At 68.1% G+C, this 23,200-nt stretch carries 27 protein-coding genes; 12 read left to right on the forward strand and 15 right to left on the reverse strand.

Going from position 1 to position 23,200, the window contains the following annotated elements:
- Positions 1–4: 4 nt before the first annotated feature.
- Complete coding sequence (locus GLO27_RS09585) at positions 5–547, reverse strand: DNA starvation/stationary phase protection protein (protein ID WP_167254567.1); 543 nt, start codon at positions 545–547, stop codon at positions 5–7.
- 139 nt (positions 548–686) lie between these two features.
- Here GLO27_RS09585 and GLO27_RS09590 point away from each other — a divergent pair, with 139 nt between their 5' ends.
- The 3 genes from GLO27_RS09590 to GLO27_RS09600 all read left to right on the forward strand — a co-directional run bounded on the left by GLO27_RS09590 (position 687) and on the right by GLO27_RS09600 (position 2,037).
- On the forward strand, positions 687–1,178 hold the full coding sequence (locus GLO27_RS09590; RefSeq protein ID WP_084487307.1) for a GNAT family N-acetyltransferase: 492 nt from the start codon (positions 687–689) through the stop codon (positions 1,176–1,178).
- A 107-nt stretch (positions 1,179–1,285) separates the two neighbouring features.
- Positions 1,286–1,585 (forward strand): hypothetical protein, encoded by a 300-nt coding sequence (locus tag GLO27_RS09595; protein ID WP_017828684.1) that lies wholly within the window; start codon positions 1,286–1,288, stop codon positions 1,583–1,585.
- Between the two features lie 107 nt (positions 1,586–1,692).
- Positions 1,693–2,037: a LysR family transcriptional regulator gene (locus GLO27_RS09600; protein ID WP_021199570.1), complete on the forward strand. Its 345-nt coding sequence runs from the start codon at positions 1,693–1,695 to the stop codon at positions 2,035–2,037.
- 39 nt (positions 2,038–2,076) lie between these two features.
- Here GLO27_RS09600 and GLO27_RS09605 read toward each other — a convergent pair whose 3' ends face one another.
- The 6 genes from GLO27_RS09605 to ychF form a co-directional block, all read right to left on the reverse strand.
- The gene (locus GLO27_RS09605; protein WP_167254569.1) at positions 2,077–2,652 is read right to left on the reverse strand and encodes an alpha/beta hydrolase; all 576 of its coding nucleotides are present in this window, start codon (positions 2,650–2,652) and stop codon (positions 2,077–2,079) included.
- A gap of 157 nt (positions 2,653–2,809) precedes the next feature.
- Positions 2,810–3,364, reverse strand: coding sequence for a GNAT family N-acetyltransferase (locus GLO27_RS09610; RefSeq protein ID WP_021199568.1), 555 nt, complete (start codon positions 3,362–3,364; stop codon positions 2,810–2,812).
- Complete coding sequence (locus tag GLO27_RS09615) at positions 3,361–5,022, reverse strand: ABC-F family ATP-binding cassette domain-containing protein (RefSeq protein WP_167254571.1); 1,662 nt, start codon at positions 5,020–5,022, stop codon at positions 3,361–3,363. The genes GLO27_RS09610 and GLO27_RS09615 overlap by 4 nt, the downstream gene beginning before the upstream one ends.
- Before the next feature lie 12 nt (positions 5,023–5,034).
- Positions 5,035–5,604, reverse strand: coding sequence for a hypothetical protein (locus GLO27_RS09620; protein ID WP_167254573.1), 570 nt, complete (start codon positions 5,602–5,604; stop codon positions 5,035–5,037).
- Positions 5,605–5,640: 36 nt separating this feature from the next.
- Positions 5,641–6,078: a DUF6228 family protein gene (locus GLO27_RS09625; RefSeq protein ID WP_167254575.1), complete on the reverse strand. Its 438-nt coding sequence runs from the start codon at positions 6,076–6,078 to the stop codon at positions 5,641–5,643.
- A 17-nt stretch (positions 6,079–6,095) separates the two neighbouring features.
- Positions 6,096–7,172, reverse strand: coding sequence for a redox-regulated ATPase YchF (ychF, locus tag GLO27_RS09630; protein ID WP_167254577.1), 1,077 nt, complete (start codon positions 7,170–7,172; stop codon positions 6,096–6,098).
- Positions 7,173–7,249: 77 nt separating this feature from the next.
- On the opposite strand from ychF, the gene GLO27_RS09635 reads away from it, so the two are divergent.
- Complete coding sequence (locus tag GLO27_RS09635; protein WP_021199562.1) at positions 7,250–7,687, forward strand: hypothetical protein; 438 nt, start codon at positions 7,250–7,252, stop codon at positions 7,685–7,687.
- 143 nt (positions 7,688–7,830) lie between these two features.
- Here the strand turns inward: GLO27_RS09635 and GLO27_RS09640 are convergent, their stop codons facing one another.
- Entirely contained in the window at positions 7,831–8,571 is a 741-nt protein-coding gene (locus GLO27_RS09640; protein WP_167254579.1) for a class I SAM-dependent methyltransferase, read from the reverse strand.
- Between the two features lie 59 nt (positions 8,572–8,630).
- Between GLO27_RS09640 and GLO27_RS09645 the strand changes: the two genes are divergently transcribed.
- A complete protein-coding gene (locus tag GLO27_RS09645; RefSeq protein WP_167254581.1) occupies positions 8,631–9,233 on the forward strand; it encodes an exonuclease domain-containing protein in 603 nt (200 codons plus the stop codon).
- A gap of 96 nt (positions 9,234–9,329) precedes the next feature.
- On the forward strand, positions 9,330–10,625 hold the full coding sequence (locus GLO27_RS09650; RefSeq protein ID WP_167254583.1) for a DNA recombination protein RmuC: 1,296 nt from the start codon (positions 9,330–9,332) through the stop codon (positions 10,623–10,625).
- 30 nt (positions 10,626–10,655) lie between these two features.
- On the opposite strand, the gene GLO27_RS09655 is transcribed toward GLO27_RS09650, so the two are convergent.
- Together GLO27_RS09655 and glpX are read right to left on the reverse strand one after the other, a co-directional pair.
- Entirely contained in the window at positions 10,656–10,940 is a 285-nt protein-coding gene (locus GLO27_RS09655) for a hypothetical protein (protein WP_021199558.1), read from the reverse strand.
- Between the two features lie 180 nt (positions 10,941–11,120).
- Complete coding sequence (gene glpX, locus GLO27_RS09660; protein ID WP_017828697.1) at positions 11,121–12,107, reverse strand: class II fructose-bisphosphatase; 987 nt, start codon at positions 12,105–12,107, stop codon at positions 11,121–11,123.
- 185 nt (positions 12,108–12,292) lie between these two features.
- Between glpX and fbaA the strand changes: the two genes are divergently transcribed.
- A complete protein-coding gene (gene fbaA / locus GLO27_RS09665; protein WP_021199556.1) occupies positions 12,293–13,321 on the forward strand; it encodes a class II fructose-bisphosphate aldolase in 1,029 nt (342 codons plus the stop codon).
- 93 nt (positions 13,322–13,414) lie between these two features.
- Here fbaA and GLO27_RS09670 read toward each other — a convergent pair whose 3' ends face one another.
- The 3 genes from GLO27_RS09670 to GLO27_RS09680 form a co-directional block, all read right to left on the reverse strand.
- Positions 13,415–13,954 (reverse strand): DUF6264 family protein, encoded by a 540-nt coding sequence (locus GLO27_RS09670; RefSeq protein ID WP_021199555.1) that lies wholly within the window; start codon positions 13,952–13,954, stop codon positions 13,415–13,417.
- Between the two features lie 247 nt (positions 13,955–14,201).
- Positions 14,202–14,993 (reverse strand): IclR family transcriptional regulator, encoded by a 792-nt coding sequence (locus GLO27_RS20255; RefSeq protein WP_167254585.1) that lies wholly within the window; start codon positions 14,991–14,993, stop codon positions 14,202–14,204.
- A gap of 2 nt (positions 14,994–14,995) precedes the next feature.
- Positions 14,996–16,075, reverse strand: coding sequence for a 4-hydroxy-3-methylbut-2-enyl diphosphate reductase (locus GLO27_RS09680; RefSeq protein WP_172889151.1), 1,080 nt, complete (start codon positions 16,073–16,075; stop codon positions 14,996–14,998).
- Positions 16,076–16,141: 66 nt separating this feature from the next.
- On the opposite strand from GLO27_RS09680, the gene xseA reads away from it, so the two are divergent.
- The 5 genes from xseA to GLO27_RS09705 are packed head-to-tail and all read left to right on the forward strand — an operon-like array spanning position 16,142 to position 20,416.
- Positions 16,142–17,419: an exodeoxyribonuclease VII large subunit gene (gene xseA, locus GLO27_RS09685; RefSeq protein ID WP_021199552.1), complete on the forward strand. Its 1,278-nt coding sequence runs from the start codon at positions 16,142–16,144 to the stop codon at positions 17,417–17,419.
- A 36-nt stretch (positions 17,420–17,455) separates the two neighbouring features.
- Positions 17,456–17,698: an exodeoxyribonuclease VII small subunit gene (locus tag GLO27_RS09690; RefSeq protein ID WP_021199551.1), complete on the forward strand. Its 243-nt coding sequence runs from the start codon at positions 17,456–17,458 to the stop codon at positions 17,696–17,698.
- Positions 17,695–18,339 (forward strand): DUF4245 family protein, encoded by a 645-nt coding sequence (locus GLO27_RS09695; protein WP_021199550.1) that lies wholly within the window; start codon positions 17,695–17,697, stop codon positions 18,337–18,339. The genes GLO27_RS09690 and GLO27_RS09695 overlap by 4 nt, the downstream gene beginning before the upstream one ends.
- Positions 18,336–19,025 (forward strand): carbonic anhydrase, encoded by a 690-nt coding sequence (locus GLO27_RS09700; RefSeq protein ID WP_167254587.1) that lies wholly within the window; start codon positions 18,336–18,338, stop codon positions 19,023–19,025. The genes GLO27_RS09695 and GLO27_RS09700 overlap by 4 nt, the downstream gene beginning before the upstream one ends.
- Complete coding sequence (locus GLO27_RS09705) at positions 19,022–20,416, forward strand: class II fumarate hydratase (RefSeq protein ID WP_021199548.1); 1,395 nt, start codon at positions 19,022–19,024, stop codon at positions 20,414–20,416. The genes GLO27_RS09700 and GLO27_RS09705 overlap by 4 nt, the downstream gene beginning before the upstream one ends.
- 63 nt (positions 20,417–20,479) lie before the next feature.
- Here GLO27_RS09705 and GLO27_RS09710 read toward each other — a convergent pair whose 3' ends face one another.
- Together GLO27_RS09710 and GLO27_RS09715 are read right to left on the reverse strand one after the other, a co-directional pair.
- Positions 20,480–21,766, reverse strand: a complete 1,287-nt coding sequence (locus GLO27_RS09710; protein ID WP_208323748.1) for a PhoH family protein — start codon at positions 21,764–21,766, stop codon at positions 20,480–20,482.
- Between the two features lie 254 nt (positions 21,767–22,020).
- Positions 22,021–23,151 carry an aminotransferase class V-fold PLP-dependent enzyme gene (locus GLO27_RS09715; protein ID WP_167254591.1) on the reverse strand — a complete coding sequence of 377 codons (1,131 nt, stop codon included), beginning with the start codon at positions 23,149–23,151 and terminating at the stop codon, positions 22,021–22,023.
- Positions 23,152–23,200: the final 49 nt, after the last annotated feature.

The following is a 23,200-nucleotide window of genomic DNA, read 5'->3' on the forward strand; positions in this document are numbered from 1 at the left end:
GGGCTCAGCGACCCGCCGGACTCCGGTTCTCCGCACTGACCATCCACGCGAACTGCTCGAGCCGCTCGATGATGGCGTGCAGGAGGTCGGCCGAGGTCGGGTCCTCTTCGTCGACGGCGTCGTGCACATCGCGCACCGTTCCCACCGCGGCCTCGAGGCGCTCGGTGATCAGGTCGATGGTCTCCGTCGTCGACACTTCCCCCGCAGGGAACTCGGGAAGCGACGTCGTCTTCGCGATGGTCGCGCTGCGCCCGTCGGGCACGGCGTGCAGCGCACGCATGCGCTCCGCGATCGTGTCGCTGAAGGTCCGTGCATCGTCGATGATCTCGTCGAGCTGGCGATGCGTGTCGCGGAAGTTGCGTCCGACGACGTTCCAGTGAGCCTGCTTTCCTTGGATCGCGAGATCGAGCAGGTCGACGAGCACCGCCTGCAGGTTGTTCGCGAGCGTCGTCGAGGCAGTGAACCCCTTCTCCGCGTTCTGCTGCCTGGTCGTCTTCGCCGCGCCCTTCGTCGAGCCGCCGGTCTTCGTGGTCTTGCTTTCAGCCATGGTGTGACCTCCTACCGGTGACGCTAGCCGGGGCGGCGACGCGCGGCGAGGGGGTTGACACCGTGGGGAGGCGACCCGGAATGTGGCTCGGGTGAATGACGCAGACAACGTGAAAGCAGACTCCGTGAACGAAGACGCCGTGAACGAAGATCCGAGCAGAACCCGGCCGGCGATCGTGATCTCCCCGATCGGCGACGCGGATGCCGGCGAGGTGCTGACCGTGCAGCGCGCCGCCTTCGTCTCGGAGGCCGCGATCTACGGGAGCGTCGACATGCCGCCGCTGACGCAGACGCTCTCCGAGCTGGAGGCGGAGCTGCGGTCCGAGTCCGGGCTGACGGCGCGCATCGACGGGCGCCTCGTCGGTGCCATCCGCTACGTCGAGAAGGACGGTCTGCTCCTGATCGGCAGGATCGCGATCGCCCCCGATATGCAGGGCGAGGGAATCGGGAGGCTGCTGCTCGAGAGCGCCGAGAAGGCCTCGGGCGCAGACGTCGCCGAGCTGTTCACCGGAAGCCTGAGCGAGGCGAACATCCGCCTGTACGAGTCGTGCGGCTATGAAGAGCATGAGCGGGTGCCCGACGGCGACGGCACCGCGCAGGTGTTTCTGCGCAAGAACCTGCGAGCAGGGTAAGAGCCTCCTCCGAATCCGCGCAAGGGGGTTGAGACGATCTCCGAGGTCCGGCATCGTGGCCCGGACATGCCGCGACCGTGGCATGCCCCAACCGGAAGGAGAGTCTCGTGCTCACCCTCACCGACAACGCCTCCGCCATCGTGACGACCCTTGTCAGCCGTCAGACCGACGCACCGGATGCCGGGCTCCGCATCCACTCCACCGAGGCCCAGGGACCCGAGGGCGGTGCACGCCTCGCCGTGCTCGTCGCCGCGGACCCCGAGCCGCAGGACCAGGTCGTGGAGGTCGCCGGCACCCGGCTGTTCCTCGATGAGTCGGCGGCCGCTGCACTCGACGACAAGATCCTCGATGCCGGCGTCGACGACGAAGGCTCCGTGTCCTTCGCCGTCACCCCTCAGGTCGCCTGACCGAAGGATTCCGGATGCCGCGGCCGATGGGGTCGCGGCATCCGTCTGCCTGCACCGCGTAACCTGGAAGAAGCTCGCACACCCGTGCGAACTCTGGAAAGGCCACCGTGAAGATCTCTCTGCTCCGCCGCTTCGTCGTCCTCGCGGAGGAACTGCATTTCCCGCGTGCGGCGGAAAAGCTCGGCATCCCGCTGGCTTCCCTCTACACGTCGATCGACAAGCTCGAAGCCGAGGTCGGTCATCCGATCGTCCATCGCGAAGGCCCGACCCGGCTCACCCCTGTCGGCGAACTCCTCCTCGTCGAAGCGAAGGCAGAGGTCGCCGCGGCTCCGGAGCCGGTGCGCAATGCACCCGCCCCGGCCGGAGGAAAGGCCAAAGCATCGAAGGGCAAGGGCCGCACGCCCGCCGTGAAGGGGCAGCCGAAGCCGTACAAGAAGCGTCAGGGTCGATAGCGGGTCAAGTCGCTCGGCGAGGGCCTCTGGGCGAGGTGCTCAGTCCCAGTCGAGGTACTCCTCGATGACCACGGCGGTCTCGATCGGGTGCGTCATCGGGAACATGTGATCGGCCCCGTCGATGCTCTTCACGCTCGCGCGCTCCGGCGCCGTCGACTGCAGCTGCTCTCCGTTTGCGAACGGAGCGTCGATGTCCTTCGTGCCCTGGATGATGAGGATCGGCATCACCGGCGCGAGCGGAATGTCATTCTCTTCGACAGCCAGCAGGGCCAGGCCGTTCACGCGATCGGCGTGGGCCAGAGCGAAGGCCCGTGCGACGGTACCGCCGAAGCCATGGCCGCCGATCCAGCTGTCGCCCAGACCGACGTGATCGATCACGGCGAGTACGTCTTCGACCCGATCCTCCAGCGAGACCTCTTCATGCTTGACCTCAGCGCGATGACCGATGCGCAGCACGTGGAAGCCCGCCTCCTCGGCGAGGTAGTGCGCGACGACGCCGAGAACATCCGCCGCCAGATCGCGCTCCTGGATCAGGACGAGCTTGACGGGACCGTCGCCCTCGTCGACGAAGGGGATCGCGCGGCCGTCGGGCTCGAAGATCTGGGTGTCGGTCATCGGCGTCAATCTCCTCGTGCCGTCAGGGTCAGGAACTCCGGCGGAACGTCCACGGTGGACGCCAGCGACCGAACCGCGGCCGAAGCCGCCATGTTCCAGCGTATCCCGACCCGGCGGTCAGCAAGACGTTCCGGCAGCGGATCAGCAGAGTCGGCCGCTACCAGGCCCGCCCGCGAAGATCGATCGTGCCCTCGGGCCACCTGCGCGGTGGGGAGCCGAGCGGGAGTGTCAGAATCGGTGGCCCCGGAGGCTGCGTGGTGGGCTGACCGGCGCGATCGATCGAGTGCTCCGCTGCAGAGACGCGGTGCCATCCGCAGGATTCGTAGAAGGCGACGACCTCTTCACGGCATCCGAGGTACCCGAACGCGATGCCCCCGGCCTCCGTCATCGATGCGGCTGCGCACTCCATGAGCTGGGCGCCGACCCGCTCTCCTCGTGCCTGCGGGGCGATCAGAACCCCACCGACTCCGGCGATCACGACCTCGGCTGCACCGACGCTGATGGTGCGCCGCGCCCAGCCGACGTGTCCCACCACGGCATCATCGAGTCGGGCGATGACATGGAGGTCGTGCGGCGCGTAACCGTAGGGCTGATCAGGATTCCACACCCCGAGTTCCGCGGAGTACTCGGCGTGGAAAAGCTCCCGCAGCCCTGCCAGGTCGTTCGTGGTCAGCCGATCGTGCGGGACGCTGTCGATGACGACGCTCGTCATGCCTCGACGACCTGCCCGGCCTCCACCCGCCACTGCCGGTCGGTCTGCACGGTCGCGAGCATCCGCCGGTCATGGGTGACCAGCAGCAGGGTTCCCTCGTAGGACTCGAGCGCCTGTTCGAGCTGCTCGATCGCGGGCAGGTCGAGGTGGTTCGTCGGCTCGTCGAGCACGAGCAGGTTGACGCCCCGCGCCTGCAGCAACGCCAGTCCGGCGCGGGTGCGCTCCCCCGGCGACAGTTCGTCGACAGCGCGCATCACGTGATCGACCTTGAGTCCGAACTTCGCGAGGAGAGTACGGACCTCGCCGGACGCCATCTCCGGCACGAGCCCCTCGAAGGCGACCGCGAGCGGCTGCGTGCCGACGAGCTGGGCGCGGGCCTGGTCGATCTCCCCGATCTGCACACTCGCACCGAGACTCGCCGTGCCCTCGTCCGGAAGCTGCCGCCCGAGCAGCCCGCGCAGCAGCGTCGACTTCCCCGCGCCATTGGGGCCGGTGATGCCGATCCGCTCCCCCGCGTTCACCTGGAGCGACACGGGCCCGAGCTGAAAGCTTCCCTGCCGGAACACGGCCGAGCTCAGTGTCGACACGACGGAGCTGGAACGCGGCGCCGAGCCGATGGTGAACTCGAGCTGCCACTCCTTGCGCGGCTCTTCGACCTCTTCGAGCCGGGCGATCCTGCTCTCCATCTGACGCACCTTCTGCGCCTGCTTCTCACTCGACTCGGCCGACGCCTTGCGTTTGATCTTGTCGTTGTCCGGAGCCTTCTTCATCGCGTTGCGCACACCCTGGCTCGACCACTCGCGCTGGGTCCGGGCACGAGCGACGAGGTCGGCCTTCTTGTCGGCGAACTCGTCGTACTTCTCACGCTGGTGCCGCCGGACCGTGGCCCGCTCCTCCAGGTACGCGTCGTAGCCACCGCCGAACACCCGGTTGCTGTTCTGCGCGAGATCGAGTTCCAGCACGCGGGTCACGCAGCGCGCGAGGAACTCGCGGTCGTGGCTGACCACGACGACACCGCCGCGGAGTCCGCGCACGAAGGCCTCCAGCCGCTCGATCCCGTCGAGGTCGAGGTCGTTGGTCGGCTCATCCAGCAGCGCGATGTCGAAGCGCGAGAGCAGCAGCGCGGCGAGCCCCACGCGGGCGGCCTGTCCGCCCGACAGCGAGGTCATCATCGCTGCGGCCAGGTCGTCGCCCAGGTCGAGTCCGAGGTCGGCGAGCACCACCGGAAGTCGCTCGTCGAGGTCGGCGGCACCGCTCGCCAGCCAGCGGTCCAGCGCGACGGAGTAGGTGTCGGCAGGATCGGTGCCAGGAGCGGCGAGAGACGGGTCCCCCAGGGCCGCTGCGGCAGCATCCATGGCTTCGGTCGCGGCCGCGCAACCGGTACGACGGCCGATGTAGTCGATGACGCTCTCCCCGACGATGCGTTCGTGCTCCTGCGGCAGCCAGCCGACGAAGGCATCCGCCGGTGAGAGCCGGATCGTGCCGGCCTGGGGCTCGTCGACACCGGCCAGCAGCTTCAGAAGGGTCGACTTCCCCGCCCCGTTCGCCCCGACGAGGCCGACGACGTCACCCGCGGTGACGGTCAGGTCGAGGGAATCGAACAGGGTGCGGTGGCCATACCCGCCGGCCAGCCCTTGGGCCACGAGTGTTGCGGTCATCCGTCAATCCTGTCACCCGTGCGGGTGGGCCGCGGACGCGGGTTCTCCGCGAGCGCCGATACGAGATCTCTCGAGTCGGCGGGTCAGCACGAGCGCGATCGTCAGCGGCACGGCCGCGACGACGCCGAAGGAGATGTCGATGAGCTGCCAGCCGAACGGAAGACCCCTGATCGCCCCGGCGATGAGTGCCAGCGGAACGATGCCCGCGCACATGATGAGTCCCCAGATGGTCACCCAGACGTTGCGGACCGGATCGATGAGCGGCCCGACGAAAGCGACCGCGATCGCCAGGTGGGCGAACGCCAGCCAGTCCGTTCCGTAGGCCAGGAACGGGTAGTCGGTGCCCGTGACGTCGAGCCCCTCAGCGACCCGTTGCACCCAGAATGCGAGATCTGGGAAGACCGCGCTAAGTCCTGTGTTGTTCAGGACGTCGCGTCCGAGCATCAACTCCTCGCGGAGCGGGAAGGCGGTGACCCCGCTCACCACGAGCCCGACGATGACGATGGTCAGGCAGGTGCGGATGAGGAACGTGCGGCGTCGGGCGAGCGCGGCCAGGTGCGACTCCGGTGTCTCAAATTCCATCGCGGCCTCCGGCCCTCACATCGAAGCGAAGAGAGCCTATGCGGTCACCCGGGTGGTCAGGGCGTCCAAGTCGCGGACGAAACGCGACAGCTCCTCCCCCGGCTCGACACCGACGATCGCCTGGGCGGTCCAGCCGACGTGGCTCGAGATTTCGCGGGCAGCCTCCCCCGTCAACCTGGCGGACAGCTCGATGCGCCCGGCATGGCGCGCGCTCAGCTGCAGCTCGCTCTCGACGGACTCGAACCGACGCTCGCCTGGCCACCCGCGCCACTCCTCATCGAGCCCCTGGAAGTAGCGCACGATCTCCGCGACGTCGTAGACGTAGAAGGTCAGCCGAGCGTCGAGCTGATTCCCGTGCAATCTCACCTGCAGGTATCGGAGCGTGCCCGCCGCATCGAACTGCGGATCGCTGAACGCGATCGACATACCGGCATCGCCGAGACTCGCGGTCAGCCGGGGCTCATCGATCACCATGGGTCCTCAGACCTCACTCAGTTGTTGAAGCGGAACTCCACCACGTCGCCATCCTGCATGACGTAGTCCTTGCCTTCGAGGCGGGCCTTGCCCTTGGCGCGGGCCTCGACGACGGATCCGGTCTCGACCAGGTCTTCGAACGAGACGATCTCGGCCTTGATGAAGCCCTTCTCGAAGTCGGTGTGGATGACACCGGCCGCCTGAGGCGCCTTCGACCCCTTGGGGATCGTCCAGGCGCGAGCTTCCTTCGGACCGGCCGTGAGGTACGTCTGCAGGCCGAGCGTGTCGAACCCGATGCGGGCGAGCTGGTCGAGTCCGGACTCGTCCTGGCCGGTCGAAGCCAGCAGTTCCGCCGCATCCTCCGGGTCGAGGTCGATCAGTTCCGACTCGATCTTCGCGTCGAGGAAGATGGCCTTCGCCGGGGCGACGAGAGCGGCGAGCTCCGCCTTGCGCGCGTCGTCGGTCAGCACGGCCTCGTCGACGTTGAAGACGAAGATGACGGGCTTCGCGGTGAGCAGACCCAGCTCGCGGATGGGCGTCAGGTCGATGCCGGCGACCGAGAGCAGCACGCCGCGCTCCAGCGCATCCTTCGCCGCATTCGCAGTCTCGAGCACGACAGGCTCGATCTTCTTGCCGCGGACTTCCTTCTCGTACCGGGCGATCGCCTTATCGACGGTCTCCAGATCGGCGAGCATGAGCTCGGCGTTGATCGTCTCCATGTCGGATGCCGGGTTGACCGTGCCGTCGACGTGCACGACGTCGTCGTCGGCGAAGCCGCGAACGACCTGCGCGATGGCGTCGGCCTCACGGATGTTGGCCAGGAACTTGTTGCCCAGGCCCTCCCCCTCGCTCGCACCGCGCACGATGCCGGCGATGTCGACGAACGACACGGCGGCGGGGAGGATCCGCTCGCTGCCGAAGATCTCCGCGAGCTTCTCCAGACGCGGATCGGGCAGGTTCACCACGCCGACGTTGGGCTCGATCGTCGCGAACGGATAGTTCGCCGCGAGCACGTCGTTCTTGGTGAGTGCGTTGAAGAGGGTGGACTTGCCGACGTTGGGCAGGCCGACGATTCCTATGGATAAGTTAGGCATGGCATGAAGAGCTTATCGGGCGCTCCTTCCCGCGTGGTCACTCGTGCAGTTCGCCGCAAGCTCAGTAGCATTCGAATATGCGCACACGAATCGGCCTCGCGGCTATTTTCACCCTCGTCGCCCTGACCGGCTGTACCGCGACCGGACCCATCAATTCTCCGGCACCGGTCGAGTCGGCCACCAACGGCTCCGCCGCGACCGCGACCCCCACCTCTTCCCCGACGTCAGCTCCGGTTGCTGAGGCGGAGTTCACCGACTCACTACTCGTCGATCTCTGCATCGAAAAGACCACGCAAGACCACGGCGGCTCGCCGGAGTTCAAGAAGGACCAAGCGACGGTGGAAGCAATCGAAGCCGACCCGCCGTGGCTCGTCATCGTACCCGCCACATCCGCAGTTGGCGACACCATCTCGTACTGCACCATTGGCGGCTCGCCCGCGGCCCCCGTATTCGCACTCCACGGCGCTGCTGACCCATCGATGGAGGCCGAGATACGGAGTTGGGCGACGTCCTAGACCACTGGCGGGGCCTGCCATGTGCTGCCCCGCGATAGAAGTGGACTTACTTAGACGTTGCCATCACGGACGATGCCGATAGTGAGAGCCGCGGGGCACGAGTCTACCTGGCCGGTGCCCGGCGATCCTGCGGGAGCTGTGCGTCAGTCGCGGACGGCGCGGTACGCGCGGGTCACGTACGGAAGGTCGATGGTCGCATCGCCATGCAGGTCGAGCTCATCGAAGAGGGCGTCGAGCTCCCGGCGGATGCGCTCCTTCTCCTCGTCAGGGGCGGTGATGATGTAGCTGCGCGACGCCGCCATCCGGTGCAGCACTTCACGGGTGACGGGGCGGACCCATTCCCACCGCTCCTGCTCGATCGGGCCGAAGGGTGCGGCGACGACAGGATCGCCCTCGGCGAGCATGATCTCGGCGTGACTGCCGTGCATGATCTCGGTGAGCCTGCGGACCCACTCGACACGATCGTCGCGGATGTTCCAGATGAGGCCGAGCACTCCCCCGCTGCGTACGGTGCGCCCGATCTCCGCGGAGCCGGCGACCGGATCCACCCAGTGCCAGGCTTGCCCCAGCACGACGGCGTCGACGCTCGCGTCCGGAAGCGGCAGCTGCTCCGCGGACCCGACGAAGGTGGGCACCCCCGGAACCGCAGCGCGGAGCGTGGCAAGCATCTCCGGGTCGGGGTCGACCGCGACGACCTCGGCGTCTGGAGCCTGCGAGAGCACGCGCGTGAGCTTGCCCGTTCCCGCGCCGACATCGGCGACGCGGCGGGAATCCGCGGGCATCCGCTCGAGCATCCACGCCACCGCCTCGAACGGATAGTCGGGCCTTCCGGCCTCGTAGTCCCCGGCCTGCGCTCCGAACGACGTCGCCATGTCCTCAGCCATGTCGCCAGCATACGGCGAGTCTCCGACCCCTCTGCGAGCCGCCGGGGGAAAGTGGGGATGTGCCACTGGATTTCACTGCGATCGACTTCGAAACCGCGAACTCCAGTCCGGCCTCTGCCTGCTCCGTCGGTCTCGTCCGCGTGCGCGGCGGAGAAGTCGTCGCGAACACGGGATGGCTGATCCAGCCACCGCCAGGGCACGACGAGTTCCAGGAGTGGAACGTCCGCATCCACGGCATCCAGCCCGAGGACGTGCTGTCGGCCGCCACGTGGGTCGATCAATTCGATCGCCTGTGCGCGTTCGCCGGGGCCGACGTGCTCGTGGCGCACAATGCGGGCTTCGACCTCAACGTCCTGCGTCGCGCCTCCGAGGCGACCGGGCAGCTCTGCCCGCCCTACCGCTCGCTGTGCAGCCTGCAGGTCGCCCGCAAGACGTACACACTCGATTCGTATCGCCTGCCGATCGCCGCCGCCGCTGCCGGATTCGAGGAGTTCGCGCACCACGACGCCCTCGCCGATGCCCGCGCCTGCGCGCAGATCGTCATCGATGCGGCCGCGAGGGCCGGCGCGGCCGACGTGTTCGCACTCGCCGATGCCCTGAGCCTGCGCGTGACCGCCCCCGTCGCACCCGTCGCGCCCGTTCTGGAGCGCGCCGTCGCCTGAACCGCCGGGCCTGAACCACCGCAACGCGTACGACTCGTCACGCAGATCCGTGCGCGGCGACCCGGGAATGTCGGATGCCGGCCGCATCATGAACACATGGATGCTCTGGCTGTGGTTCTCCTCCTCGTCGCCCTCGCGGCGGGTGTCGCCGTGGGCTGGTTCCTCCGTGCTGGTCGCGGGGCAGCCGAACTCGCGCGTGCTCAGGCCGAGCTCGCGTCCGCGCGCGACGATCGCGACCGGCAGTACGACCTGTACCGCGACGCCGTCGAGCATGCGCGGAACGAGCAGCGTGCGGAGGCGCAGCGGGTGCAGCAGCAGAACGCCGTGCTGACCGCCCTGGCTCCGGTCCGCGAGAGTCTGCAGCAGATGCAGACCAAGGTCACGGCCATCGAGCGGGAGAGGCACGCCCAGTTCGGCACTCTCGAAGAGCAGCTGCGTCGTGCCCAGGAGTCCGACGAGGCGCTGCGGGCGACGACGGAATCGCTGGCCGGCGCTCTGCGTTCCACCGCCACGCGCGGTGTCTGGGGAGAGACCCAGCTGCGCCGCGTGGTGGAGGCTGCCGGACTCACCCGTCACATCGACTTCGACCTGCAGGCGACGATCTCCTCCGACCGCGGTCAGGGGCGACCCGACATGGTCATCCGCCTCGCCGGCGGCAGCTCGATCGCGGTCGACGCCAAGGTCCCTCTCGACGCCTACCTCGAGGCCTCCGCTCTCCCCGGGGGCGACGCGCGAGAGCCGCAACGCCGCACGCTGATGCAGAAGCACGTCAAGGCGGTCCGTGCGCACATCGACGCCCTGGCGAAGAAGGCCTACTGGGCGGGACTCGATGCCAGTCCCGAGTTCGTGATCTGCTTCCTGCCGAGCGAGTCGCTGCTGGCCGCCGCCATCGATGAGGACCCGACCCTGCTCGACTATGCGTTCAGCCGCCGGGTGGCGCTCGCCTCCCCCGTCAACCTCTGGGCGGTGCTGAAGACCGTCGCCTTCACCTGGACGCAGCAGGAGGTGTCGACCGAGGCGCGCACGCTGCTCGCCCTCGGCACACAGCTGTACGACCGGCTGGGTACGCTCGCCGGGCATGCCGACGACCTGCGTCGGGCGCTGGAGCGCACCGTCGACAGCTACAACCGATTCGCCGGCTCACTCGAGACGCGCGTGCTCGTCACCGCCCGCCAGTTCCCAGGCGTCGATGCCTCTGCGCTCGCGACCGCATCTGCCACCACGGTGGGCGCAGCCAGAAGATTCACCGCACCTGAGCTCCTCACGACGGATGACACCGCCTCCGGCGATCATGCGTCGCAGACCGGCGGGATCGCCGCTCTCGAGGCCACGCGTGGCGAGACGGTCCGTGCGGACGTCGGCGACGTGCGGCATCGACTCGACGAGGGATGATGCGGGCGGATCAGCGACCGGGGACGGCCCTCAGGCGATGCCGGGAACGCCGCTGAGCAGCAGGATGACGAGACCGCTGGTCGCGAGGAACGCGCCGATCATCCACCAGGCGCTGATCTCGTGTCCCTCGTCTCGACGCACACGGAAGAGCACGTCGGCCCGGCGAGCCGGATCGACCACCGAAGCGGCCGGTGTGGCGACGGGCGGTGTCGGAACGGATTCCGCATCGGCGCTCACCCGCAGGATGCGGCCCGTGTTGGTCGTGATGATCTTCGTCGGGGCGGCCTTCGAGCCGCTCGTGTGCTGCGTTGTCATCTGTTCGCCCTCCTGTGCCTGCGGTGCCTGGCGGCTCCGTCGACGGCGACAAACCCAGTGACAATTGTGACACGGCGCCCCGGAGAACCGTGGATCGTGCCCCTGCCGGGCGATACCGGCTCGATAACGATGCCACCGGTTCCCCGGCCGACGATCACGTGAAGGCAGGCTCCCGAACGATCAGAGCCACTTCGAGACGAGGTGCTCCGATGCGATGCGCCGAAGGGTTCCGGATGCCCCGCGGAGCACGACGCTCTCGGTGTAGACGTAGCCGCGTTCGCGACGGACGCCGGCGACGAGCTGCCCGTCGGTGACACCGGTCGCGACGAAGATCGTGTTGTTCCCCTGCACCAGGTCATCCGCCTCGTAGACCTTGTCCATGTCGAGTCCGGCGTCGATGCCGCGCTGACGCTCGTCATCGTCGCGGGGCCAGAGGCGACCCTGGATGTGCCCGCCGAGAGCCTTGATCGCACACGCCGTGACGATGCCCTCCGGACTGCCGCCGACCCCGACGCACATGTCGGTGCGCGCATCGTGACGGGCGGCGTTGATGCCACCGGCGACATCACCGTCGCTCATCAGACGGGTGCCGGCGCCGGCGTCGCGGATCTCCTGGATCAGCTGCTCGTGACGCGGGCGGTTCAGCACCGAGACGACGATCTCGTCGACCGGCTTGTCCAGCGCACCCGCGAGCTTGCGGATGTTCTCACCGATCGGCAGACGGATATCGACGACCCCGACACCTGCCGGGCCCGTGACGAGCTTGTCCATGTAGAAGACGGTCGATGCGTCGAGCATCGTGCCACGATCCGAGACGGCGATCACGGAGAGGGCGTTCTGCCGACCGGCGGCCGTGAGAGAGGTTCCGTCGATGGGGTCGACCGCGATGTCGCACAGAGGTCCGCGGCCCGTGCCCACCACCTCGCCGTTGAAGAGCATCGGGGCGTTGTCCTTCTCCCCCTCGCCGATGACGACGCGGCCCTGGAAGTCGACCGTGCCGAGGAAGGCGCGCATGGCATCGACAGCCGCACCGTCCGCCGCCTCCTTGGCACCGCGGCCGATGAACGGCACCGCGCGGATCGCCGCGGCCTCCGTCGCACGCACCAGCTCCATCGCGAGGTTACGGTCGGGACGAAGAGGGCTCAGATCCGCTGTCAGACTCACCATGCGGTCAGCCTAGCCACCGACGGGTCCGAATCCGGCCCCTTTCGGCCCGTATCCCGCGAAGGATTCGCGATTCTTAACAAGGAAGCAGAAGCGGTCTTGCGCACTGGAGGTCATGACTGCGGTAGAGGCCCACACGCCCCGATAGAGTGGCAGCTGTCCCGGCTTCCCCTATCGCAGGAGTTCTCATGCCCGTCGCCACCCCGGATCAGTACGCCGAAATGCTCGACCGCGCGAAGGCCGGCGGCTTCGCGTACCCCGCATTCAACGTCTCCAGCTCGCAGACGATCAACTCCGTCCTCCAGGGGCTGACCGAAGCCGGCTCCGACGGCATCATCCAGGTCACCACGGGTGGAGCCGACTACTTCGCCGGCCACACGGTGAAGGCCCGCGCCACGGGCGCCCTCGCGTTCGCCCGCTTCGCCACCGAGGTCGCGAAGAACTACCCGATCACCGTCGCACTGCACACGGATCACTGCCCGAAGGATGCGCTGGCGGGCTTCGTCGAGCCGCTCATCGCCGCGTCCGAAGAAGAGGTCAAGGCCGGTCGCAACCCGATCTTCCAGTCCCACATGTGGGACGGCTCGGCAGTTCCCCTCGCGGAGAACATCGAGATCGCGAAGGACCTGCTCCCCCGCATGAAGAACATCAACGCCATCCTCGAGGTCGAGATCGGCGTCGTCGGCGGCGAAGAGGACGGCGTGCAGCACGAAGGCTCGAACGAAGCCCTCTACACGACCTTCGCCGATGTCGACCAGGCCGTCCAGGCACTGGGCCTCGGCGAGCAGGGCCGCTACATCGCCGCCCTCACCTTCGGCAACGTGCACGGCGTGTACAAGCCCGGTGGAGTGAAGCTGCGCCCGGAGCTCCTCGGCGAGATCCAGGCCGAGGTCGCCGCCAAGTACAACACCGGCGCCAAGCCGCTCGACCTGGTGTTCCACGGCGGATCGGGTTCCACCGATGAGGAGATCGCCCTCGCGGTCGCCAACGGCGTGATCAAGATGAACATCGACACCGACACGCAGTACGCCTACACGCGTGCGATCGCCGACTACATGTTCAAGAACTACGACGGCGTCCTCAAGGTCGACGGCGAGGTCGGGAACAAGAAGCAGTACGACCCGCGCGCCTGGGGAAAGATCGCCGAGTCGGCGATGGCTGCCCGCGTGGTCGAGTCGACCCGTCAGCTCGGCTCGTACGGCCAGTCCCAGAGCTGATCGGTCGCGAGACGAGAGAAGGGGCCCGGCATTCCTGCCGGGCCCCTTCTTCGTAGCCGAGGGGCGTCGTGCGTCGACGCCGACGGGATGAGGTCAGGGAGCCGTCATCTGCTCGAGGTGGGCGACGAACGCCGGATCGCTCATCATCGGCACCGCGATGCAGATCGACACCACGCCCATCGTGATGATTGCGCCGACGATCGGGAGCCACCAGGTGATCCGTCCTCGACGCAGGCGACGGATCGAGAGCGCGGCGGTGACAGACCATCCGACCGCGAGCACGATCGCGGCGATCGTCCCCCAGGTCTTCCCCTGCGCGAAGTTCGTGAACTCCCCTTCGATGCCGAGGACCTTCATCGTCTGGTTCATGACCGTGGGCAGGTCGAGGTAGGACAGACCGGTGACGACGATGTTGATCAGCCCGTAGGCGAGCATCGCGATCGTCGCAAAACGATCGAGAGGGTGCGATCGCTTCGTCGCGGGATCACTCGTCGAAGGACCTGCCTGTGGAGCAGGCGGCAGGGGCGTCGTGGGCGGTGCGATCACCACGTCTTCGAGCGGCGGCAGACCGGCCGCTCGTCGCTGCTCCTCGGGAGTCGCGATTTCGCCGTACCGGGGCCGTTCTTCACTCATCTCGCCATGCTAACGGCCCCACCTCTGGCCGGTTCGCAGCCGATCGCCGCGGGACCGCGCGCCGGAAACGATAGCGGCCCCGGAGAAGTGGGGACTTCTCGGGGCCGCGGACGTGGAGCACTGGGGACGCTCCTCATCCAGATTGATCGCCAGCGCTGGGGACGCTGAAGGCGATCAGTAGCGTTCATGTATGCCGCTACTCTCCCCATAGTAGGAAAACGCATGCCGCAATACCAGGGGTCGTACTTCAGATAGTGAACTCCGCTCCGGAGCTCCCCTCGTCCAGCGCATCCGCCCCCAACTGCAGCGAGAGCTTCCGCGCGGTCTGCTGTAGAGCCGAGACGAGCGTGCGATCCACGACGGCCCGATCCGCCGGCAGCGATATCGCCAGGGACGCGGTGATCCCCGGCGCGATGACCGGCACGGCGACGCAGGTGGCGCCGATGGCGTATTCCTCCCGATCGATCGCCCAGCCCGGCGAGCGGTCCAGCTGAGTGAGCAGCGCCCTGCGGTCGGTGATCGTCCGCGGGGTGAGTTCCGGCAGACGGTGCCTCGAGAGGTAGTCCAGGCGATCGGCTTCCGGCAGGGCTGCGAGGATCTGCTTCCCCAACGCCGTCGCGTGGGCGCTCGACTGTAGCCCCACCCATAGTTCGATGCGGGGGTTGCGGACCGCGTCGACGATATCGACCAGGTGCATCTCCCCGTCGTCGAAGCGTGAGAGATAGGCCGTGGCACCCACGTCTTCCGTCACCTCGCGGAGCGCCGCGCGCACGCGGGCGAGGAACACGCCCCGCGAGCTGATCTGCTCCTGGAAAGACGGAAACCGGGCGCCGAGCACGACCCCGTCGGGTTCCGACGCGAGATACCCCTCGTGCACGAGCGTGCGCACCAGGTTGTAGGTGGTGCCCGGGGTCAGACCGGTGATCGCCGCGAGCATCTTGGGCGGAAGAGGACGAGGAGAGTTGGCCACGATGTCGACCAGCCGCAGAGCGCGTTGCACCGACCCGATGAGGGTGGGCTCCGCCTCCGCGGCGTTCACCGCTACGCGCCTCCTCCTGATGCACGACCGCCGAGTGCCCGCGCGTCGCGCTGTCCCGCAGCGTCCTGACGCAGTTCCTTGGGCAAGGAGAACATGAGGTCCTCCTCTGCCGTCTTCACCTCTTCGACGTCGCGGTAACCGGCGTCGCCGATCGCGTCGAGCACCTCGCGCACCAGGACCTCGGGCACCGAGGCGCCGCTGGTCACGCCGACGGTCTCGACGCCGTCGAGCCACTCCTGCTGGATCTCCTCGGCGTAGTCGACGCGATAAGCGGCCTTCGCCCCGTACTCGAGCGCGACCTCGACGAGGCGCACACTGTTGGACGAGTTCGACGAGCCCACGACGATCACGAGATCCGCACCGGCGGCGACCTTCTTGATCGCCACCTGGCGGTTCTGCGTGGCGTAGCAGATGTCGTCGGACGGCGGGTTCTGCAACTCGGGGAAACGAGTGCGCAGGCGGTTGACGGTCTCCATCGTCTCGTCGACCGAGAGCGTGGTCTGCGAGAGCCAGACGACCTTGTTCGGATCCTTCACGACGACCGTGTCGGCCTCTTCCGGAGAGTTCACGACCGTCACATGCTCGGGAGCCTCACCGGCCGTTCCCTCGACCTCTTCGTGGCCGTCGTGGCCGATGAGCAGGATCTCGAAGTCGTCCCGGGCGAAACGCACGGCCTCGCGATGCACCTTCGTGACCAGCGGGCACGTCGCGTCGATCGCGTGGAGTCCGCGATCGGCGGCCGCGTTCACGACCGCCGGCGAGACGCCATGAGCGCTGAAGACCACGTGAGCGCCCTCGGGGACCTCGTCGACCTCTTCGACGAAGATCGCGCCCTTCTCCTCGAGCTCCGTCACGACATGGATGTTGTGCACGATCTGCTTGCGCACGTAGACCGGAGCGCCATAGCGCTCGAGGGCCTTCTCGACGGCGACCACAGCGCGGTCGACGCCGGCGCAATAGCCGCGCGGTGCGGCGAGCAGAACGCGCTTGTGTCCGGCCACCGGGTTATCCTGAAGCCGCCCGGCCGCCGCACGCACTCGTGGAAGGCGGGGCACGGGGAGATGAACGGCAGTCGAAGTCACCCTTGAATTCTACCGTCGCACAGCTGTGCGCGGCCGGGGAGGTTCAGGGGCACGGAACGGGAGCGGATGACAGTCTTCGAAGCGACGACGGGCCAGGGCGAGACCCCTCCGGCCGATTCCGTCGCACCCCGCGACTCGACCGCTGACGCCCCCACCTCGGTCACGCGTCTGAATGCGACCATCCGCGACTTCATCGCCCGGTGGAACACCGTCTGGGTCGAGGGCGAGATCACCTCCTGGAACGTCCGCGCCGGCAACGTGTTCGCGCGACTGAAGGACACCCGCTCCGATGCGCAGATCTCCATCCGGGTGTGGTCGAGCGTGCGCGGACGCATCCCGTCCGACATCGGCGTCGGTGATCACGTCGTCGCCGCAGTGAAGGCCGACTACTTCGTCAAGGCCGGCGACTTCAGCTTCGCGGTCTCCGCGATGAAGCACGTCGGGCTCGGCGACCAGCTCGAGCGGCTCGAGAAGCTCCGCGTGCAGCTGCGGCAGGAGGGTCTGTTCGACCCGGCCAGGAAGAGGCGCCTGCCGTTCCTCCCGCACGTGATCGGTCTGATCACCGGTGAGCGGTCCGACGCCGAGAAGGATGTCCACCGCAATGCCGAACTGCGCTGGCCGCAGGTGCGCTTCCGCACCGAGTACGCCGCTGTGCAGGGCGACCGCTGCGTTCCCGACACGCTCGCGGCCCTCGCTCGACTCGACGCCGACCCCGAGGTCGACGTGATCATCATCGCCCGCGGCGGCGGCGACCCGCAGACGCTGCTCGGCTTCAGCGACGAGAAGCTGGTGCGAGCGGTCGCCGCGGTCTCCACCCCGGTGGTGAGTGCGATCGGGCACGAGAACGACCACCCGCTGCTCGACGACGTGGCCGATCTGCGCGCCTCGACCCCGACCGACGCCGCGAAACGCGTCGTGCCCGACGTCGGCGAACAGCGTGCGCTCATCGCCCAGCTGCGTTCCCGCGCCACCACGCGGCTGACGCAGCGACTCACCCACGACATCTCGCAGCTGGAGCAATTGCGCTCGCGCCCCGTGCTGCGCTCGCCCGCGCCGATCATCGACGCCCGCGCCCAGGAGATCTGGCTGCTGCTCGGACGTGGACGAGACGCCGTGAACCGACAGCTCGACGACGCCGGCCGCCGCACCGGCGAGCTCCGCGCGTCGCTGCGCGCGCTCTCCCCCGCGGCGACGCTGGCCCGGGGCTATGCCATCGCCCATCTCGACGGCGGCGTGATCCTGCGTGACGCCGCCGACGCGCCGGCCGGGAGCGCGCTCACGATCACCCTCGATCGGGGCTCGTTGAGCGCCCGCTCGGAGGGTGAGATCGCGGAAGACGCCTGAGCCGAGCACCCGCGGCACACGACGTAAGATGGAGGAGTGAGCGCCCTGAACGACACCCCTGTGGACACGCTGTCGTTCGAGGCGGCCCGTGACGAGCTGGTCAAGGTCGTGGCCGAACTCGAGCAGGGTTCCCCGACGCTCGAGCACTCCCTCGCCCTCTGGGAACGCGGTGAGGCTCTCGCCGCCCGCTGCGAGGAGTGGCTGCTGGGGGCCAAGCGCCGCCTGGATGCCGCCCGCGCCGCGGCTTCGGACGCCGAGACCCCGGCGGGAGATTCATGAGCAAGCAGCCCCCGATCATCGCCGAACTCGGCCGCCCCGAGACTCCGGACGAGACCGCCGCACGCAAGGCCGCATCCAGCAAGGCCTACCGATCGAGCCAGACGGTGCGCAACCTCGTCGCCGCGCTGCTGGTCACTCTCGCCGTGGTCGCCGTCATCATCTTCGCCGTGCCTCGCGGCGCCCCCGTCGAGCAGAAGCCCCTCGACGTCGCCGCGGTCGCCGAAGGTGTGGAGTCCTCGATGGACCGCCCTGTCCTCATCCCCGAGCTCGGCGACTTCTGGCGTGCGAACGGTGCAGAGATGCAGGGTGGAGCCACCGTGGTGTGGGAGGTCACCCTCGCTCCCAAGTCCGACAAGGAACGTGGTTTCATCAAGGTCGCGCAAGCGTTCGACGCCGATTCCTCCTGGGCACCGCAGCGCCTGAACGGCATCGCCCCCACCGACACGGTGCGCATCGGCGGACTCGACTGGGACGTCTACAAGCCGGGCAGCGCCGAATCCAACGCGAACGTCACCTACGCCATCGGCACCCAGGCCGGCGACGACTACATCCTGCTCTACGGATCGCGGTCGGCGGATTCGACCGCTGAGCTCGCCGAGTCGCTCATTCCGCAGATCCGCACCATCTCGGAGGCTTCATGACGCACCCGCTGACCCCCACCGCCGCCTGGAAGCAGATGCAGGACGGCAACCGCCGCTTCGTGCAGGACGAGCCGCGGCACCCGAACCAGGACGTCGCCCGCCGCAAGGATCTGACAGCGGCCCAGCACCCGGTCGCGACGCTCTTCGGCTGCTCGGACTCGCGTCTGGCCGCCGAGATCATCTTCGACCTCGGCCTCGGCGACCTGTTCGTGGTGCGCAACGCCGGACAGGTGATCGGCGAGTCGATCGTCGCGAGCCTCGAATACGCCGTCGCGGTGCTCGAAGTGCCCCTGATCGTCGTTCTCGCCCACGACTCCTGCGGCGCCGTGCGCGCAGCGATCGAGGGCACCGCGATCGACGCCGCTCCCCTGCCACCGCACATCTGGAAGCTGATCGCCCCGATCGTCCCCGCGGCGCGGAAGGTGCTGGCCGAGAACGGCGGAACCACCGTCGCCGAGATCGACTCGGAGCTCGTCGGCATCGAACACCTGCGCAACACGGTGAGCGACCTGCTGCAGTCGTCCGAGATCATCAGCGACGCCGTCTCCGCGGGCCGCCTGGGCATCGTCGGCGCCAACTACCGTCTGGCCGAGGGCACCGCAGTGCCCGTGATCACGGTCGGAATCGACGCCGACGGCGTCACCACCGAGGGAACTGACCCCGCAACCGAGGAGGGTTCGGAATGACCGAGCAGGACTACCGCATCGAGCACGACACCATGGGTGAGGTGCGGGTGCCCGTGAACGCGCTGTACGGAGCGCAGACCCAGCGCGCCGTGGAGAACTTCCCGATCTCGGGCAAGGGTCTGGAATCGACGCAGATCGCCGCCCTGGCCCGCATCAAGAAGGCCGCAGCGCTCGCCAACAAGGAACTCGGCACCCTCGACGGCGCCATCGCCGACGCCATCGCCCAGGCCGCCGATCAGGTGGCGTCCGGCGCCCATGACGGAGAGTTCCCGGTCGACACGTACCAGACCGGATCCGGCACCTCGTCGAACATGAACATGAACGAGGTGCTGGCCACGCTCGCGACGCGCATCCTCGGCGCGACGGTTCACCCCAACGACCACGTGAACGCCTCGCAGTCGTCCAACGACGTGTTCCCGACCTCGGTGCACATCGCGGTCACCCAGGCCCTCATCGACACTCTCATCCCCGCGCTCGACCACCTTGCCGTCGCCCTCGAGGCAAAGGCAGAGCTGTGGAAGGACGCGGTCAAGTCCGGTCGCACGCACCTCATGGACGCGACGCCCGTCACGCTCGGCCAGGAGTTCGGCGGTTACGCCCGCCAGATCCGCCTCGGCATCGAGCGCGTGCAGTCGGCCCTCCCCCGCGTCGCCGAGGTCCCGCTCGGCGGCACCGCAGTCGGCACCGGCATCAACACCCCGCTCGGCTTCCCGCAGAAGGTCATCGCGCTGCTGGCAGCCGAGACCGAGCTGCCGATCACCGAGGCCAAGGACCACTTCGAGGCGCAGGCCAACCGCGACGGTCTCGTCGAGGCCTCCGGCGCCCTGCGCACGATCGCGGTCTCGCTGACCAAGATCAACAACGACCTGCGCTGGATGGGCTCCGGCCCCAACACGGGTCTCGGAGAGCTGCACATCCCCGACCTGCAGCCCGGATCCTCGATCATGCCCGGCAAGGTCAACCCGGTCGTGCCCGAAGCCGTGCTGATGGTGTGCGCGCGTGTGATCGGCAACGACGCGACCGTCGCCTGGGCCGGCGCATCCGGATCCTTCGAGCTCAACGTCGCCATCCCCGTCATGGGCACGGCCGTGCTCGAGTCGATCCGTCTGCTGTCGAACGCCTCGCGCGTTCTCGCGGACAAGACGATCGACGGCCTGCAGGCCAACGTCGAGCGTGCCGCTGCCTTCGCGGGCATGAGCCCGTCGATCGTGACCCCGCTGAACAAGCTCATCGGCTACGAAGCCGCTGCGAAGATCGCCAAGCACTCGGTCGCCAAGGGGATCACGGTGCGCGATGCCGTGATCGACCTCGGCTACGTGGAGCGCGGCGACCTCACTCTGGAGCAGCTCGACGAGAAGCTCGATCTGCTGTCGATGACGCACCCGGGCTGACCCATAGCGCGAAACAGCGGATGCCGCGAGGACTCTTCCTCGCGGCATCCGCTGTTTCCGTCGTCAGCTGAGCTCTCCACCCTCCAAGAGCTCGGTGACGAGCGCGGCGATGGCCGAACGCTCGGAGCGCGTCAGAGTCACGTGCCCGAAGAGGCCGTGCCCCTTCAGCGTCTCGATCACGCTGGCGATTCCGTCGTGACGTCCGACCCGGAGGTTGTCGCGCTGACCGACGTCGTGAGTGAGGATCACCCGGGAATTCTGGCCCATCCGACTCAGCACCGTCAGCAGCACGTTGCGCTCGAGCGACTGGGCTTCGTCGACGATCACGAACGCGTCGTGGAGGGAGCGTCCGCGGATGTGGGTCAGCGGGAGCACTTCGAGCAGTCCGCGCTCGATGACCTCCTCGATCACGTTTCCCGACACCACCGAGCCCAGCGTGTCGAACACCGCCTGACCCCAGGGCCCCATCTTCTCGCCCTGGTCGCCGGGAAGGTAGCCGAGCTCCTGCCCGCCGACAGCGAACAACGGCCGGAACACGATGATCTTCTTCTGCTGCTGCCGCTCCAGCACCGCTTCGAGCCCGGCGCAGAGCGCGAGCGCCGACTTGCCGGTACCGGCACGTCCGCCGAGGGAGACGATGCCGACCTCCTGATCGAGCAGCAGGTCGATCGCGATGCGCTGCTCGGCAGATCGGCCGTGCATACCGAAGATGTCGCGGTCTCCTCGTACCAGTCGGTACTCGCCGTCGCCCGTGACCCGGCCGAGCGCGGAACCGCGCTCGGAGTGGATGATCAGTCCGGTGTTCACCGGGAGACCGCGTGCCTGCTCGCTGATGCCGACCTCGCTCTCGTAGAGGTCGCTGATGTCGTCACCGGAGAGGTCGAGCGTCGAGATGCCGGTCCACCCGGAGTCCACCGCCTGCTCGGCCAGATACTCCTCGGCGCGCAGGCCGAGAGAGGCGGCCTTGACGCGCATCGGCAGGTCCTTCGAGACGATCGTGACGTCCTGCCCGTCCTGCGCGAGGTGCATGGCGACCGAGAGGATGCGCGTGTCGTTGTCACTGAGGCGGATGCCGGCGGGAAGCACGGAGGAGTCGGTGTTCGCCAGCTCGACGCGGAGCGTGCCACCCTCGCCGACCTCCACCGGGAAGTCGAGCCGTCCATGCTCGATGCGCAGGTCGTCGAGGTGGCGCAGGGCCTGCCGTGCGAAGTAGCCGATCTCCGGGTCGTGGCGTTTGCCCTCGAGTTCCGTGATCACGACGACGGGAAGGACGACCGAGTGCTCCGCGAAACGGAAGAACGCCTGCGGATCGCTCAGCAGGACAGAGGTGTCGAGGACATACGTGCGCAGATCCTGATCCGGATCGGCGGACGATGCCCGGCTCGACGTCTTACGGGTGGACTGCTGCGCGGTGCTGGTGGCCTGCTGCGCTGTACGTGTGGTCACGACCCACTCCCGACCCGGGGAATCCCGGCTATTCGAACGAGTCGACCAGGGGGTCACGAGTCGTCAACCTGAGGCCGACTCGAACGGGCGCCTTGCCCGATGCCTAGAACGTACGACCGTGCGGGTGATTAACCCGAATTCGACACGCCAATGATTCGTTACGCGCTGATGAACGTCTCGTTGCCGAACGCCCGCAGAGCATCGTCGAGGAGCTCGAATGTCGCGGCGTCGGTGCCCGCGTGCGGCGCGATCCGCACCGAGGCACCCCGTGCCGTGACGACCACTCCGGCGTTGGCGAGTGCCGCGGCGAGTCGCGCGGGCTCCTCCGGAGCGAGCGCGACGATGCCCGCACGCCGGCTGCGCTCGCGCGGGGAGCTCACCTCGATGCCGTGGCGGTCGGCGATCTCGATCACGGTGTCGACGTTCTGGGCGAGCCGCTCCTCGATCGAGTCGACGCCGGCATCGCGCACGTCGCGCACGCCGATCGCGAGTCGGCCGGCCGCGAGCGTGTCGGGCTGGCTCACGGTGAAGGCGCGGGCCGACGGCGCAGGTGCAGGCAGTTCGTCGACGAACAGCCCCGCAGCCGTCGTGCCGGTGATACCGGACAACACGGGGGTGATGCGCTCTCGTGCACGGGGCGAGAACCACGCGAAGGCGCTGCCACGACCCGCGCGCAACCACTTGTAGCCGTGTCCGACCACCACGTCGGCAGCGGAGTAGTCGGCGTCGATCACACCGAACGACTGGACGGCGTCGACGATGAGCAGGCGGTCGGGCCCGATCGACTCGCGAAGCGCCGCGAGATCGACGCGGAATCCGGTGCGGAAGTCGACGTGGCTCACCGCCAGCGCGACCACCTCGTCATCGAGGGCCTCGATCACGGTGTCGGGTGTCACCCGCCCGTCGTCGGGTGTGATCCAGCGCGGTGCGACCGTTCGATCCGATGCCGTGGATGCGCGCTCCAGGGTCAGACTGACGCTCGGGAATTCGGCGGTGCTCGCGATCACGTCGCCGGAGAGCCCGAACAGCGCGTGCATGAGCCCGTGGGTCGACGACGGCTGCAAAGTGACGTCGTCGGCCTCCGCGTCCAGCAGCTCGGCGACGAGCTCCTGGGCCTGACCGATGCGCTCGGCGACCAGGGAGAGCGATGACGGCCGCCCGCTGCCGAGCAGATCGGCGTCGGCGAAGACCTCTTCACGGACGGACGGCGACAGCGGACCGAAGGCCGCCCAGTTCAGATAGCCGGACTCGGTGTCGAACGTGTCGACATAGTCCCGGAAAGTGCTCACTGCGTCATTGTGGCACGGCTCACAGGTCCCTGGTCCCCGGCCTCCCGAC

The sequence above is a fragment of the Microbacterium sp. Be9 genome (assembly GCF_011754135.1).
Classification (GTDB): Bacteria; Actinomycetota; Actinomycetes; order Actinomycetales; family Microbacteriaceae; genus Microbacterium; species Microbacterium maritypicum_A.

Excerpts from the sequence above, each read along its gene's own strand:
- GLO27_RS09640 (WP_167254579.1), bottom strand. The coding sequence starts at position 8,571 with ATGGCTGAGGACATGGCGACGTCGTTCGGAGCGCAGGCCGGGGACTAC.
- GLO27_RS09625 (WP_167254575.1), bottom strand. The coding sequence starts at position 6,078 with ATGGTGATCGATGAGCCCCGGCTGACCGCGAGTCTCGGCGATGCCGGT.
- fbaA (WP_021199556.1), top strand. The coding sequence starts at position 12,293 with ATGCCCGTCGCCACCCCGGATCAGTACGCCGAAATGCTCGACCGCGCG.
- GLO27_RS09705 (WP_021199548.1), top strand. The coding sequence starts at position 19,022 with ATGACCGAGCAGGACTACCGCATCGAGCACGACACCATGGGTGAGGTG.
- GLO27_RS09605 (WP_167254569.1), bottom strand. The coding sequence starts at position 2,652 with ATGACCGACACCCAGATCTTCGAGCCCGACGGCCGCGCGATCCCCTTC.
- GLO27_RS09695 (WP_021199550.1), top strand. The coding sequence starts at position 17,695 with ATGAGCAAGCAGCCCCCGATCATCGCCGAACTCGGCCGCCCCGAGACT.
- GLO27_RS09635 (WP_021199562.1), top strand. The coding sequence starts at position 7,250 with ATGCGCACACGAATCGGCCTCGCGGCTATTTTCACCCTCGTCGCCCTG.
- GLO27_RS09585 (WP_167254567.1), bottom strand. The coding sequence starts at position 547 with ATGGCTGAAAGCAAGACCACGAAGACCGGCGGCTCGACGAAGGGCGCG.
- GLO27_RS09615 (WP_167254571.1), bottom strand. The coding sequence starts at position 5,022 with ATGACCGCAACACTCGTGGCCCAAGGGCTGGCCGGCGGGTATGGCCAC.
- GLO27_RS09700 (WP_167254587.1), top strand. The coding sequence starts at position 18,336 with ATGACGCACCCGCTGACCCCCACCGCCGCCTGGAAGCAGATGCAGGAC.
- glpX (WP_017828697.1), bottom strand. The coding sequence starts at position 12,107 with ATGGTGAGTCTGACAGCGGATCTGAGCCCTCTTCGTCCCGACCGTAAC.
- ychF (WP_167254577.1), bottom strand. The coding sequence starts at position 7,172 with ATGCCTAACTTATCCATAGGAATCGTCGGCCTGCCCAACGTCGGCAAG.
- GLO27_RS09650 (WP_167254583.1), top strand. The coding sequence starts at position 9,330 with ATGGATGCTCTGGCTGTGGTTCTCCTCCTCGTCGCCCTCGCGGCGGGT.
- GLO27_RS09620 (WP_167254573.1), bottom strand. The coding sequence starts at position 5,604 with ATGGAATTTGAGACACCGGAGTCGCACCTGGCCGCGCTCGCCCGACGC.
- GLO27_RS09655 (WP_021199558.1), bottom strand. The coding sequence starts at position 10,940 with ATGACAACGCAGCACACGAGCGGCTCGAAGGCCGCCCCGACGAAGATC.
- GLO27_RS09610 (WP_021199568.1), bottom strand. The coding sequence starts at position 3,364 with ATGACGAGCGTCGTCATCGACAGCGTCCCGCACGATCGGCTGACCACG.
- GLO27_RS09670 (WP_021199555.1), bottom strand. The coding sequence starts at position 13,954 with ATGAGTGAAGAACGGCCCCGGTACGGCGAAATCGCGACTCCCGAGGAG.
- xseA (WP_021199552.1), top strand. The coding sequence starts at position 16,142 with ATGACAGTCTTCGAAGCGACGACGGGCCAGGGCGAGACCCCTCCGGCC.